Genomic DNA, 12,955 nt, shown 5'->3' with positions numbered 1-12,955 from the left:
ATCCTCAATACCATGCATCCTCCATCGAGGCCTTCTTGCGGGCGATAAAGTCTTGCAGTTCCTCATCAATGCCCATGTCCAGCGGCGGCGCTTCATATTCCAGAAGCGCCTTCTTCCATTTGCGATTGGCGCGCCTTGCGGCATCCTCGCCGCCGGCAGCTTCCCATTTCTCGAAGGGCTCGTTGTCGGCGATCTCCGAATCCCAGAAGGCGGTCTGGTAATTGGCCATGGTGTGCGCACAGCCGAAGAAGTGATTTCCGGGGCCGACCTCCTGAAAGGCATCGAGCGCAAGCTGGTTGTCGTCGATCTGCACGCCGTCGAGATAGGTGTGCAGGGCGCCGCAAAAATCCGCGTCCATGACGAACTTCTCATAGGACATGGACAGGAGGCCATCGAGAAAACCGGCCGCATGCAGGATGAAATTGGCGCCGCAATGCACCGCCGCCAGCATCGACATCGTGCCCTCGTTCATCGCATGGGCGTCCGGCAGCTTGGAGGTGGTGAAATTGCCCGAACAGCGCAGCGGCAGGTTGAGCCTGCGCGCGAGCTGCCCCACCACCATCGAGCCGATGGCCGGCTCCGGCGTGCCGAAAGTGGGCGAGCCCGAACGCAGCGACATGGATGACAGGAAATTGCCGAAGATCACCGGCGCGCCCGGCCGCTCAAGCTGCGTCAGCGCGCAGCCGGCCATGGTTTCGGCCAGCGACTGCGCAATCGCGCCGGCATTGGTGACCGGCCCCATCGCACCGCCGAGGATGAAGGGCACCACCACAGCCGCCTGGTTGGCGCGCGCATAGGCGCGCAGTGCCGTGGTCATGGTCGCATCCCACACCAGCGGCGAGTTGACATTGACATTGCCGAGGATGACGCAGTTTTCCTCGACGAAGTCGCGGCCGAACAGGATACGGGCCATGTCGATGGAGTCTTCCGCCCGGCTTTCCGATGTCACCGAGCCCATGAAGGCGCGATCCGAATAGCGGATATGGGCATAGATCATGTCGAGATGGCGCTTGTTGACCGGCACGTCGACCGGCTCGCAGATGGTGCCGCCGGAATGATGCAGCCAAGGCGAGGACTGCGCCAGCTTCACGAAATTGCGGAAGTCCTCGATGGTGCCGTAGCGGCGGCCCTTGTCGAGATCCATGACAAAGGGCGAGCCATAGGCGGGCGAGAACACGACATTCTTGCCGCCTATCCGCACCGACCTTTCCCGGTTGCGCGCATGCTGGGTGAATTCGGCAGGTGCCGTCTTCAGGATTTCGCGCAGCATGCCCGGTTCGAACTTGACCAGCTCGCCATCGACATTGGCGCCCGCCCGTTTCCAGTGATCGAGCGCCACCGGATCGTCGCGAAACTCGATGCCGATTTCGGCAAGGATGCGATCCGCCGCCGCCTCGATGCGCAGGAGGTTCTCTTCCGACAGAATGTCATAGCTGGGGATGTTGCGGGTGATATAGGGCCGGCCCAGCCCTTGCGGCCCATGCGAGCGCTGCTCGCGCCTTGCGCTGCGCCCTCCCCGCTCGCGCCTCGATGTACCGTCAGCGACTACCGCTTGAGCGACGCTCATGATGCCTCCCATGAATGCCGATTGGTCCGGGAGAAGATTATCAAGTCCGCCGGCGTTGTGACGCTGGAAAAGATTCATCAATTCGATAAACTGAACTTATGGCAAACCTTCGACATCTGCTGCCCTCGGGCGGCGGCCTGATCGTGTTCGAGGCGGCGGGCAGGCTGGCAAGCTTCACCGCCGCCGCGCGCGAACTGGGCATGACGCAGGCAGCCGTCTCCTATGCCATCAGCCGGCTGGAGCGGCAGATGGGAGCCGCGCTGTTCCACCGCGAGCATCGGCGGGTGAGGCTTACCGATGCCGGCGCGCGTTTCTTCGCCGATGTCTCGCTCGGCCTGTCCTATATCCATCGCTCGGCGCTGGAACTGCGCTCGGCGTCGAACGGGCCGCATGTCACGCTTTCGGCCTCGACCGCCTTCGTGTCCTTCTGGATGGTGCCGCGGCTGCAGAAATTCCGCGAGGACCTGCCCGATATCGACCTGCGCCTTCAAACGGCCGACCGCGACCTCGATCTGGTTGCGGAGGGCTTTCCGCTCGGGATCAGGGGCGGCGATGCTGGTGACTGGCCGCAATATGATCTTCTCGCGCTGGCGCCGGAGGAGGTCCAGGCCGTGTGCGGCCCGGCCTATCGCGATCGCCACGGCATTCCCGATACGGTCGAAGGCCTGCTGTCCCATCGGCTGCTGCATCTGGAGGAGCCGCACCGGCCGGCCGCGACTTGGGCCGAATGGCTGGAATCGGCCGGGATAGACGGCAGGCGCACGCCCTCTGGGCTGCGCATCAATGATTACGTGCCGCTGATCCAGTTGGTGATCGAAGGCCAGGGCATCGCCCTCGGATGGCGCCATCTGACCGACGGCATGGTCAAAAGCGGGCAGTTGGTGCGGGTCACCGATCACATATTGTCGACGGGCAAGTCCTTCCATGTCGCATCGGTCAAGAACCGCCCGCTGACCGAGCCCGCGCGCCGCGTGCGCGACTGGCTGGTCGCCCAGCGCCAATAGCTCCCCAGACTCATTTCGATTGACACAGATTTATGGGAAGTCATTCTTGACGGCACTCACGCCGGAGAGTGCCGATGGATCGCCCGACATTCAAGCATCTCTTCACGCCGGCCATGCTGCGCGGCAAGACCTTGCGCAATCGCATCGTGTTCGGCGCGCATACCGCCAATATGGCGGTGGAGGGCCTGCCGACCGAACGCCATGTCGCCTATTATGCCGAGCGGGCGATCGGCGGTGCGGCGATGGTGGTGGTCGAGCCGATGCCCGTCCATGCCGCCGCGGTGCTGACGCGCGGCAATTTCCGCCATGGCGACGATGCCGTGATCCCACACTTCCGCAAGGTGACGGAGGCCATTCGCGGTAATGGGGCGGTGGCGATCCAGCAGCTCTACCATGTCGGCCAGCATGGTGACGCCGACAATTCCTTCCATGCCGGCTGGTCGCCCTCGGGCCTGCCGAGCTATCATGATTCCGACGGCTCGCACCGTATGAACGAGCGGGAGATCGAGGAAACCATTGATGGTTTCGTGCAGGCGGCACGCCGCTGCCGGGAGGCGGGCTTCGACGGCGTCGAGGTCTGGGCGGCCTATCACGGACTGCTCGACCAGTTCTGGACGCCATGGTCCAACCGGCGCGACGACTGCTGGGGCGGCAGCCTGGAAAACCGGACACGGTTCAGCCGCGAGGTGATGGCGCGGATACGCAAGGCCTGCGGCGAGGATTTCATCGTCGGGCTGGCGGTCAATGACGAGCCGGATGTGGAGGTAGCGCTGGGGCGCGAAGCACTGGCGGAGATCGTCGCCCGCCATGAAAGCGAGGATTTGCTCGATTACGTCACCTGCGGCTCCGGCAGCTATTTCGATTTCTACAAGCTGATGCCGACCTTTCTCTATCCCGAAAAGCTGGGTGCGGACCTTGCCGCCACGCTCAAAGGCGCGTTGAAACACACGCTGGTCACCGCCGAAAGCCATATCCGCACCCCGGAAAACGCCGAAAGCGTGCTCAGCGAAGGGCGCGCGGACCTTGTCTCGATCGTTCGCGGCCAGATCGCCGATCCGCATCTTGCCACCAAGGCGCGCGAGGGACGCCCGGAAGATATTCGCGGCTGCCTGTCTTGCAACCAGATGTGCTGGGGCCGCCGCTCGCGCGACTACTGGATCAGTTGCCTCGTCAACCCGTCCGCCGGCCGTGAGTGGGAATGGGGCGGTGACCGTTTCGTGGCCACATCTCGCAAAAAGAGGATACTGGTGGTCGGCGGTGGGCCGGCCGGGCTGGAGGCCGCGCGCGTGGCGACCGAGCGCGGCCATAAGGTCACGCTGGCGGAAGCCTCCAGCCGGCTCGGCGGCCAGTTCCGTCTTGCCGGGATGCAGCCGCGCCGGGCGCAGATACTCGACCTCATCGACTGGTATGAGCGGCAATTGACGAAACTCGGCGTGGAAATCCGCTACAACAGCTACATGAGCGCCGAAGACATCGAGGTCGAGCGGGCCGACGAGATCATATTGGCCACGGGATCGCTGCCGCCCGAGACCGGCTTCCAGAAGGCGCTGCCGCAATTCGACACGCTGCCCGGCATCGAGCACGGCAATGTGTTTTCGGCCGAAGCCGTCATGGCGCGGGAAGCGAGGCCGGGAAAGCGCGTGATCGTGCTGGACGAGGGCGGCAACTGGAAGGGCTGCGGCACAGCCTGGAAACTGGCCGAGGACGGCCATCAGGTGACGCTGGTCACGCCGGACGCACTGGTCGGCAAGGAGCTGCAGCGCACGACCGCCGATTTCCCCTTGCGCCGCGCCTTGGCGAGACTCGGCGTGCGCTTCATGACCGAAAGCGTGATCACGCAATGGAGCGGCCACGCGGCGACCATCGTCTCGCTGCTCGATGACGGCAGCAGTGAGATCGAGGCCGACACGCTGGTTTTCGCCACGGCCAATATGGCGGAGGACACACTGGCGGGCGAACTCGCCGAACGCGGCATCGCCTTCACGGCGATTGGCGATTGCGTGGCCGCAAGGCAGGCGCCCTATGCCATCCATGAAGGCCGCAAGATTGCGCTCGGGCTCTGACATAACGGCCGAAACCATCACCATCCAGCTTGATGCGCTGGAAGAGATTTGCGTTGCGGCGGCGCTTCGCTGCGGTGCGGACGCCGAAGCGGCACATGCAGTCGCACGGGCAAGCGTCGATGCCGAGGCCTCCGGCCAGAAGACGGTGGGGCTGGCGCATTTTCTCGACTATCTCGACAGCTGGCGAGCGGGCAGGATCAAGGCGGGAGCCCGGCCGGTGCTGACCCGGCCCCTGCCGGCAATCATCCATTCGGATGCCGGCGGGGGTGTCGCGCATCTCGGTTTCGACACCGCCTTCGAAGAGCTGGTCGAAACGGGGCGCACGCTCGGTGTCGGAATATTCGCGCAGGCCAATGCCTATACTTGCGGCTCGCTCGGCTATTTCACGGCACGATTGGCCAGGCGCGGCCTGCTTGCCCTTGCCGCCACCAACGGGCCGGCCCTGCTGGCCGGATCGGGAGCGACCAAGCCGACTTTCTGCACCAATCCGCTGGCCTTTGCGGCGCCGCGCGCCGACGGGCCGCCGCTTCTGATCGACCAGGCCTCGAGTGCGGCAGCCTTTGTCAGCATCCGTCGTGCTGCCGAAGAAGGAAAGCCGATCCCGGAAGGCTGGGCGCTCGACAAATCCGGCAAGCCGACCACCGATCCACGCGAGGCGATGCGCGGCGCGCTGCTCGCATTCGGCGGCGCGCGCGGCGCCAATATCGCGCTGATGGTGGAGGTGCTTTCAGCCGGACTGGCGGGCGCCAACTGGTCGCTCGACGCCCCCTCCTTTAGCGAAGGTTCGCAAAGCCCCGGCGCCGGCCTGTTCGTGCTGGCGATTGATGCGCAAGCCATCGCGCCAGGTTTTGCAGAGCGGCTGGACCGGCAATTGCAGCGGCTTGGCCGGGACTATTGCGTGCATATCCCCGGGCTGAGCAAGAACGCTGCACGGCAATCGAGCGAGATCAGCGGGCTTGCGGTGCAGCGGGTACTGCTCGACCGGATAGCCGAGGCTGGCCGGTAGACCCTATCCAGCCTTGCGCAGCGCCTGCTCGATATCCTCCAGCAGATCGTCGATATCCTCCACACCCATGGACAGGCGCAGCGTGCCATCGCCGATGCCGAGTTCGGCACGTGCTTCCGGCGTCAGGTTCTTGTGCGTGGTGGTTGCCGGATGGGTAATTAGGCTCTTGGAATCGCCGAGATTGTTGGTGATCAGGAAAATGTCGAGTGCGTTCTGGAAGGCGAAGGCCGCCTTCTTGCCGCCCTTGACATCCAGGCATATCAGCGTCGATCCGCCCGACATCTGCCTGGCGACTATATCAGCCTGCGGATGGTCGGCGCGGCCGGGATAGATCACCCGCGCGATCTCCGGGCGCCCGGCAAGGAAATCCGCCACCCTGGCAGCGTTTTCCGTCTGCTGACGCACCCTCAGCGACAGCGTTTCCAGCCCCTTCAGCAGCGTCCAGGCATTGAACGGCGACAGGCTTGGCCCAGTGTGACGGAAATAATCATGCAGGTTTTCGTCGATCCATTCCTTGCTCGACAGCACGATGCCGCCAAGACAGCGCCCCTGCCCGTCAATATGCTTTGTCGCCGAATAGACGACGACATGCGCGCCAAGTTCCAGCGGCTTTTGCTGCAAGGGCGTGGCGAACACATTGTCGACCACCACCTTGGCACCAATCGAATTGGCGAGAGCCGCAACGGCTGCGATGTCCACCACTTCAAGCGTCGGATTGGTCGGGCTTTCCAGGAAGAACAGCTTGGTGTTGGGCCGCACCGCTTTTTCCCAGCTCTCCGCCTTGGTGCCGTCCACCAGCGTCGCTTCGATGCCGTAGCGCGGCGCCAGCGTCTCGACCACCCAACGGCAGGAGCCGAACAGAGCGCGCGCCGCAACGATGTGGTCGCCGGCTTTCAGGCTGCACAACACTGCGGCAGCCACTGCCGCCATACCGGATGCCATGGCACGGGCGTCTTCCGCGCCTTCGAGCGCGCACATGCGCTTTTCGAACATGTCGACGGTCGGATTGGCATAGCGCGAATAGATGAATCCGGGTTCCTCGCCCTTGAAGCGGGCCTCGGCGGCCTCCGCGCTGTCATAGACATAGCCCTGCGTGAGATAGATCGCCTCGGAGGTCTCACCAAAACCGGAACGCATTGTTCCGGAGTGGACAAGTTGGGTTGCGGGCTTCCAATTACGCTTCTTTTCGATGGTCATCGCTTTGATCCAGACACAAAAAAACCGGCCGCAAAAAGTCGCGTGCCGGTCCAAAGGCGGCCCTTTAGCGACTTGTTTAACGTGGCTGCAAGCCGACCGGCAAATCACCACGGGATAAAATGCCTTTAGACCCGGTGCCGGCTTGCGTCAATGACGCGTATCATTAAACGTCGATGGGTTATTTCAGGAGTTGATCGTTGCAGAAGTCGGGTATCCTTCCGGACCAGGAGATCGCAGCCCTGTTCACGTCCGGCGCGCTTGTCGCCCCACGCCCGCTAGACCGCGACCAGGTCCAGCCGGCGAGCCTCGATCTGCGACTTGGCGAGAAGGCATGGCGGGTACGCGCAAGCTTCCTGCCTGGGCCAGGATGCCGGGTCGATGAAAAACTCGACCGGCTGAAGCTGCACGAGATCGACCTCACCGAGGGCGCGGTGCTCGAAACCGGCTGCGTCTATATCGTGCCCTTGCTGGAGAGGCTTGACTTGCCGGCGGAGGTCTCGGCCTCAACCAATCCGAAAAGCTCGACCGGCCGGCTCGATATCTTCACCCGTGTCATGACCGACCACGGCCAGGAGTTCGACAAGATTCCAGCCGGGTACAGCGGCCCTCTTTATCTGGAAGTCAGCCCCCGCACCTTTCCGATCATCGTGCGCACCGGCTCGCGCCTGTCGCAGATCCGCTTCCGCATCGGCAATGCATTACTGAGTGAAGCAGAGCTTCATGCGTTGCACGAGGCCGAACAGTTGGTCGCTTCCGACAGGCCGAATATTTCCGGCGGCGGTATCGCGCTCTCGATCGACCTCCACGGCAATGCGGACGGCCTGATTGGCTATCGCGGCAAGCATCACACCGGGCTGGTCGATGTCGACAAGCGCGCGGCGCAGGATGTAGTGGATTTTTGGGAGCCGCTTTACCGGCGTGGCGAGGGCGAACTCGTGCTCGACCCCGATGAATTCTACATATTGGTTTCACGCGAGGCGGTGCATGTTCCGCCTGAATATGCGGCAGAGATGACGCCCTTCGATCCGCTGGTCGGCGAGTTCCGGGTGCATTATGCCGGCTTCTTCGATCCGGGCTTCGGCCATTCCAAGGCCGGCGGCACGGGCAGTCGCGCCGTTCTGGAAGTGCGCAGCCATGAAGTGCCCTTCATCCTCGAACATGGCCAGATCGTCGGCCGCCTCGTCTATGAGCGCATGGCGGCGCGCCCGAAGGCGCTTTACGGCAGCGATCTTGGTTCGAACTACCAGGCACAGGGCCTGAAACTTTCCAAGCATTTTCGCGCCGGCTGAATCCGGCGCCGCGCCCTTCAACGGATCGACTATTTGAGTTCCAGGGCCTCGGGCGACGGGATCAGATCCGGCGGCGTAGTTTCCTTGCGATATTCGGGGACCACATGCGACAGGAGTTCGATGGCTCTTTCCGCTTCCTCCCGCTCGACGACAGCCTCTAGGCTGGTGAAGGTCTTGAGAAGCAATGTCTTGTCGATGATGCGTGGCGCGGCCACGACATAGCCCTCATCCGTACGCGTATCCTGAACCTCGGAGGGATCGAAAAGCTCCTCATAGAGCTTTTCTCCCGGCCGCAGCCCGACAAAGGCGATTTCGATATCGACATGCGGCTCGTAACCGGCAAGCTGGATCATCCGCTCGGCCAGATCGACGATCCGGACCGGCTTGCCCATGTCGAGCACCATGATCTTGCCACGCTCGGTCATGTGCAGCAGCGCGTGCGAGGAGGCATGCAGGACAAGCTGCACCGCTTCTGGAATGGTCATGAAGAAGCGTACGATATTGGGGTGCGTGACCGTGACCGGCCCGCCGGCAGCGATCTGTTCCTGGAAGCGCGGCACCACCGACCCGTTGGAGCCCAGCACATTGCCGAAGCGAACGGTCTTGAAGCGCGTCGTCTTCGAATTGACGTCCAGCGACTGGCAATAGGCTTCGGCGGCGCGCTTGGTGGCACCCATGATGTTGGTGGGATTGACCGCCTTGTCGGTCGAAATCATGACGAAGGTGTTGGCTTCATTGGCAAGGGCGGCGTCCGCCACATTGCGCGTACCAAGCACATTGGTCTTGATGCCCTCGACCGGATTGTCCTCGACCAAGGGGACATGCTTGAGCGCTGCCGCGTGGAAAACCACTTCGGGCCTATAGGTCCGGAACATATCGTTGACCCTGGCACGGTCACGCACATCGACGATGCGCGTGACGATGGGCAGATCAGGGTGATTCTCGCGCAGCTCTTTGTCGAGCAGATAGATGTGAAATTCCGAACAGTCGGTGATGATGAGTTGGCGCGGATTGAAGGTTGCGATCTGCCGACACAATTCCGACCCGATCGAGCCGCCGGCGCCGGTTGCCAGCACAGTGCGACCATTGATCAGATGGGCAATACCGTCAAGATCGGCGGTGACTTCCGGCCGGCCCAGGAGATCTTCGAGTTCGATCGGCTTGGGCTTGAGCAGCAGGTGGCTGGTGATCGAGGAAGTGACCGTGATATCGGGAATTCTGGTCACCTTCAGACCGACCGTTGCCGCCACCGCGAGGATCTCGGTCAGTCTCTGGCGGCTCGGCTTGTTCTCCGTCACTATCAATTCGGTGGGGCGGATGCCGCGCCGGGCCAGGCGCTCCATGTGCTTTCTGATGTCGCCGAGCGCACCGACCACCTTCACGCCATGAATCAGCCGCGAATATTTGGCCGGATTGTCATCGAAGACCCCGACGATCGTGATGCCGCTATCGAAATTTCTGCGGGCACTACGGATAAAGCTTTCCGCGGCGTTCGAAACCCCAAACAGCAGCACCTTTCGCTCCGGCGGGGCCTTTGTCTTCCACCCGATCCCTTTCCAAGTGCCATCCATGGCCAGGCGATAGGCAAGCCTGACGGCCGAGAGCCCGCCGATCAGGAACAGGGTAGAAAAAACCGGGACGCTGCGCGGCACATTCTGGCCGCGCGAGATCAGGAACGCTCCAACGGTGTATATGCCGATGGCGACGACCGCAGCCTTGATAACAGCAAGCAGTTCGGAGATCGAAACGTAGCGCCAGGACCCTTTATTGACGCCGAAGGCCACGAAGCAGACGGCGCATATCAGGGTGTAGGTAGCGGTCTTCTCCTCCAGCCCCGGCACCCATTTCAGCCGATCGAATCCATAGACCGAGCCATAGGCAGCCACGAACGATCCAGCCGCAATCGCCAGATCGAGCGCTACACTGCCGATCCGCAAGATATTGATTCGACCTGTCCCGAGAAACTTCAACACTATGCTGCAACCGCCAATTTTGACTGACGCGGACACTTAAAGATACCGCCCTGTTATCACAGTTAAACCCCAAGGCGCCATAAAGAAGACGATTGGAGTGCGCCGCACGCCGGAGACGACACGTCACCAGTGTTCAGGAAATGCAACACCAGGACACAGTTCGTCATTCGCCCCCATCAGGTAATACGCATGGCTCACCGGCGAATCACGAAACGCGCCCGTTAGATACATCAATATTCACAGAATGGAGCGGGTAGCGGGAATCGAACCCGCGCGATCAGCTTGGGAAGCTGACAAGCTACCATTACATCATACCCGCGACAGGGGTTAGATATCACGGTCGCGACGTGATCGGCAACTTCAAAACCATCGGTGATTGCACTGGGATGGCCACCATCGGCTTGAAGCGGATCGCATAAATTCGTATGTGCGCGCAGCGCTGCATGATGGCTTTTGCGCCTGAATCGATGTTTGGCATGCGGCACAGGGGTTGCGCCTTGCATCTCCGTCGGACGCTTATCGCCAGGGACCGGCTTGCGGGAGAATACCATGTCAGGACTTACACGCTTTCTCGGCGACAGCCCGCTGCGGGTACTCCTCAAACTGATCATCGTGTCGTTTCTGGTCGGCGTCGTCATGAATTTCTTCGGCTGGTCGCCCTACGACGTGCTGTACCGGGTTCGGGACTTCGTTCTCGACATATGGAATATGGGCTTTGCGGCGATCGATCGCTTCGTCGGCTATTTCCTGCTTGGCGCGGCAATCGTGGTGCCGGCCTTCCTTATCCTGCGGCTGTTCAGCTACCGGCGTTGACAGAACTGCTCAATCGAGCGGTTGGGCGGCCCAGTGATCGAGCCGCGTATCGCGGATCGCGCGCAGGCTCGACAAGCCCTGGCTGTCGAGAAACCGTGTCAGCCCGCTGACAATGCGCCCCGGCAAGGCCGGCCCCGCATAGATCATGCCGGTATAGAGCTGGACCAGATCGGCGCCGGCGCGGATTTTTTCCAGCACGGTCTCGGTCGAATCCACGCCGCCAACGCCGACAATGGCATGGTCAGGCCCAAGCAGCTTACGCATTTTCGCTAGCGCGACGGTCGAGCGCTGGAATAGCGGCTTGCCTGAAAGGCCACCGGTTTCTGCCGTGTTCACGGCACTTTTGAGAGCGGGGCGTGAAATCGTCGTGTTCGAAACGATGACGCCTTCGATGGCCTTATCCTGGATCTCGGCGGCAATGTCCTCAAGGTCGGTTTGGTGCAGGTCCGGCGCTATTTTGAGGAACAGCGGCGGTTTCCGGCCGGGTCCGGTCACCGCTTCGTCGCGAGCGGCGACGACGCGCGAAAGGAGTTCCGCCAGATTGGCACGTGCCTGCATGTCGCGCAGGCCGGGCGTGTTGGGCGAAGAAATATTCACCGTGAGATAAGAAGCGTAGCGCGAGAAGCGCTTCACACCCAGCTCGTAGTCGCCGATTCGGTCGGCACTGTCCTTGTTGGCGCCGATATTGATGCCGACGATACCCGGACGGCCCAAGCGCGAGGCAAGCCGCTGTTCGCAACGTGCATGCCCCTCATTGTTGAAGCCAAGACGATTGATCACGGCTTCATCTGCCGTCAGGCGGAAAATGCGCGGCTTCGGGTTTCCCAGCTGGGGAAGAGGCGTGACCGTGCCAACTTCCGCGAACCCGAAGCCAAGAGCCAGCAGCGCGTCCGGCACTTCGGCATTCTTGTCGTAGCCGGCTGCCATGCCGAGAGGGTTGGGAAAATCGAGGCCGCAGAGCCGCACCTGCAAACGCTGGTCCGGATGCGCCTTGCGCGTCTGTGCAAGACCGCATTTCAACGCCCTGATGGATACCCCATGCGCGGTTTCCGGATCGAGCGCAAAAAGCAGGTTGCGGCCAAGATGGTCAAGCAGCGTCATTAGGCATCCAGTGGCGGGAAGTCATCATTGCCCTCGGCATCGAGCGGAAGCGGCTTGACCCAAAGCACGGTAGCCGGATCAAGCGTGCCGTAAAGATGGGGAAACAGAGCCCCGCCGCGCGAAACCTCGTATTTCAGCGAAGGGCCAAGTCTCGCCGCGTCGACAGCCACCAGCACCAGATCGTCCTGGCCGGCAAAGTGCTTGGCCGCCGTTTCCCGGACCTGATCGGCGGTCGAGAAGTGGATGAACCCGTCGGCAATGTCTACCGGAGCACCGGTAAAGACACCCAGGCTTTGGGCCTCGCGCCACAAGGTTCGCGTGCATATCTTGTAGATGGTCTGTCGCATGCCTGCGCTATAGTCCGAAAGCCCGCGAAGGGTAAAGGGATGCGAGCGCTGTCCTTCCCTATTTCGGGCGCAAAGGAAAGCCATGCTCTCGCGAACTGCCGAAGGAGGAAGCCATGCGTCTCATCACGACAGTCATCCCGATGGCTCTGACCATGCTCGCCTCGACCAACACCAATGCCGCCGAGACGGAGCGCTACCGGCTGGAAAAAACGGATACGGGTTATGTCCGCATGGACACGCAGACGGGTGAAATGTCCATTTGCGAGGAACGCGACGGCCAGTTGATCTGCAAGCTTGCCACCGATATGCGCACGGCCTTCGAAGGTGAAGTCGAGCGGCTGCAGGACGCCGTGACCGCCTTGGAGGAAAGGATTGCCAAGCTGGAAGCAGCATTGCCGGCCAAACCGCAATCGGCTCTGCCCACCGAGGAGGAGTTTGAAAAGACCATGGGCTATATGGAGCGCTTCCTGCGCCGCTTCATGGGTATCGCCAAGGATATGGAGGAAGAGTCCAAGACGCCCGGCACACAGCAGGCTCCGGAACCCAACAAGACGTGATGCCCGCGCTTTTCCTGTATTTTTTGTGCGCATAGGCA

General features: G+C 62.1%; 11 protein-coding genes, 1 tRNA gene and 1 riboswitch. Of the genes, 6 read left to right on the top strand and 6 right to left on the bottom strand.

Going from position 1 to position 12,955, the window contains the following annotated elements; translation table 11 throughout:
* Positions 1–4 precede the first annotated feature (4 nt).
* Positions 5–1,567, bottom strand: a complete 1,563-nt coding sequence (locus EET67_RS01500; RefSeq protein WP_128624426.1) for a trimethylamine methyltransferase family protein — start codon at positions 1,565–1,567, stop codon at positions 5–7.
* 98 nt (positions 1,568–1,665) lie between these two features.
* On the opposite strand from EET67_RS01500, the gene EET67_RS01495 reads away from it, so the two are divergent.
* The 3 genes from EET67_RS01495 (at position 1,666) to EET67_RS01485 (ending at position 5,640) form a co-directional block, all read left to right on the top strand.
* A complete protein-coding gene (locus EET67_RS01495) occupies positions 1,666–2,571 on the top strand; it encodes a LysR substrate-binding domain-containing protein (RefSeq protein WP_128624425.1) in 906 nt (301 codons plus the stop codon).
* A 74-nt stretch (positions 2,572–2,645) separates the two neighbouring features.
* Positions 2,646–4,634 (top strand): oxidoreductase, encoded by a 1,989-nt coding sequence (locus EET67_RS01490; RefSeq protein ID WP_128624424.1) that lies wholly within the window; start codon positions 2,646–2,648, stop codon positions 4,632–4,634.
* Positions 4,603–5,640 carry an Ldh family oxidoreductase gene (locus EET67_RS01485; protein ID WP_128624669.1) on the top strand — a complete coding sequence of 346 codons (1,038 nt, stop codon included), beginning with the start codon at positions 4,603–4,605 and terminating at the stop codon, positions 5,638–5,640. The genes EET67_RS01490 and EET67_RS01485 overlap by 32 nt, the downstream gene beginning before the upstream one ends.
* Positions 5,641–5,643: 3 nt before the next feature.
* Here the strand turns inward: EET67_RS01485 and EET67_RS01480 are convergent, their stop codons facing one another.
* Positions 5,644–6,837: an O-succinylhomoserine sulfhydrylase gene (locus tag EET67_RS01480; RefSeq protein WP_128624423.1), complete on the bottom strand. Its 1,194-nt coding sequence runs from the start codon at positions 6,835–6,837 to the stop codon at positions 5,644–5,646.
* A 44-nt stretch (positions 6,838–6,881) separates the two neighbouring features.
* A riboswitch (SAM riboswitch) is annotated at positions 6,882–6,958 on the bottom strand.
* Positions 6,959–7,034: 76 nt separating this feature from the next.
* Here EET67_RS01480 and EET67_RS01475 point away from each other — a divergent pair.
* Positions 7,035–8,126 (top strand): 2'-deoxycytidine 5'-triphosphate deaminase, encoded by a 1,092-nt coding sequence (locus tag EET67_RS01475; protein ID WP_128624422.1) that lies wholly within the window; start codon positions 7,035–7,037, stop codon positions 8,124–8,126.
* A gap of 29 nt (positions 8,127–8,155) precedes the next feature.
* Here the strand turns inward: EET67_RS01475 and EET67_RS01470 are convergent, their stop codons facing one another.
* Positions 8,156–10,063 carry a polysaccharide biosynthesis protein gene (locus EET67_RS01470; RefSeq protein ID WP_128624421.1) on the bottom strand — a complete coding sequence of 636 codons (1,908 nt, stop codon included), beginning with the start codon at positions 10,061–10,063 and terminating at the stop codon, positions 8,156–8,158.
* 281 nt (positions 10,064–10,344) lie between these two features.
* Positions 10,345–10,418 (bottom strand) — tRNA-Gly (locus EET67_RS01465).
* Positions 10,419–10,648: 230 nt separating this feature from the next.
* On the opposite strand from EET67_RS01465, the gene EET67_RS01460 reads away from it, so the two are divergent.
* On the top strand, positions 10,649–10,912 hold the full coding sequence (locus tag EET67_RS01460) for a DUF6460 domain-containing protein (RefSeq protein WP_128624420.1): 264 nt from the start codon (positions 10,649–10,651) through the stop codon (positions 10,910–10,912).
* A gap of 9 nt (positions 10,913–10,921) precedes the next feature.
* On the opposite strand, the gene EET67_RS01455 is transcribed toward EET67_RS01460, so the two are convergent.
* Both EET67_RS01455 and EET67_RS01450 read right to left on the bottom strand, forming a co-directional pair.
* A complete protein-coding gene (locus EET67_RS01455) occupies positions 10,922–12,013 on the bottom strand; it encodes a quinone-dependent dihydroorotate dehydrogenase (protein WP_128624419.1) in 1,092 nt (363 codons plus the stop codon).
* A complete protein-coding gene (locus tag EET67_RS01450) occupies positions 12,013–12,360 on the bottom strand; it encodes a DUF952 domain-containing protein (RefSeq protein ID WP_128624418.1) in 348 nt (115 codons plus the stop codon). The genes EET67_RS01455 and EET67_RS01450 overlap by 1 nt, the downstream gene beginning before the upstream one ends.
* A 113-nt stretch (positions 12,361–12,473) precedes the next feature.
* Here EET67_RS01450 and EET67_RS01445 point away from each other — a divergent pair, with 113 nt between their 5' ends.
* On the top strand, positions 12,474–12,917 hold the full coding sequence (locus EET67_RS01445; RefSeq protein WP_128624417.1) for a hypothetical protein: 444 nt from the start codon (positions 12,474–12,476) through the stop codon (positions 12,915–12,917).
* Positions 12,918–12,955 lie beyond the last annotated feature (38 nt).

The sequence above is a fragment of the Borborobacter arsenicus genome, assembly GCF_003934165.1.
In the GTDB taxonomy this organism is placed as follows: Bacteria; Pseudomonadota; Alphaproteobacteria; order Rhizobiales; family Rhizobiaceae; genus Pseudaminobacter; species Pseudaminobacter arsenicus.
This window is presented reverse-complemented; position numbering and strand designations above follow the sequence as displayed.

Coding starts and splice junctions, on each gene's coding strand:
- EET67_RS01455 (WP_128624419.1), bottom strand. CDS start 12,013: ATGACGCTGCTTGACCATCTTGGCCGCAACCTGCTTTTTGCGCTCGAT.
- EET67_RS01480 (WP_128624423.1), bottom strand. CDS start 6,837: ATGACCATCGAAAAGAAGCGTAATTGGAAGCCCGCAACCCAACTTGTC.
- EET67_RS01450 (WP_128624418.1), bottom strand. CDS start 12,360: ATGCGACAGACCATCTACAAGATATGCACGCGAACCTTGTGGCGCGAG.
- EET67_RS01500 (WP_128624426.1), bottom strand. CDS start 1,567: ATGAGCGTCGCTCAAGCGGTAGTCGCTGACGGTACATCGAGGCGCGAG.
- EET67_RS01445 (WP_128624417.1), top strand. CDS start 12,474: ATGCGTCTCATCACGACAGTCATCCCGATGGCTCTGACCATGCTCGCC.
- EET67_RS01460 (WP_128624420.1), top strand. CDS start 10,649: ATGTCAGGACTTACACGCTTTCTCGGCGACAGCCCGCTGCGGGTACTC.
- EET67_RS01490 (WP_128624424.1), top strand. CDS start 2,646: ATGGATCGCCCGACATTCAAGCATCTCTTCACGCCGGCCATGCTGCGC.
- EET67_RS01485 (WP_128624669.1), top strand. CDS start 4,603: ATGAAGGCCGCAAGATTGCGCTCGGGCTCTGACATAACGGCCGAAACC.
- EET67_RS01495 (WP_128624425.1), top strand. CDS start 1,666: ATGGCAAACCTTCGACATCTGCTGCCCTCGGGCGGCGGCCTGATCGTG.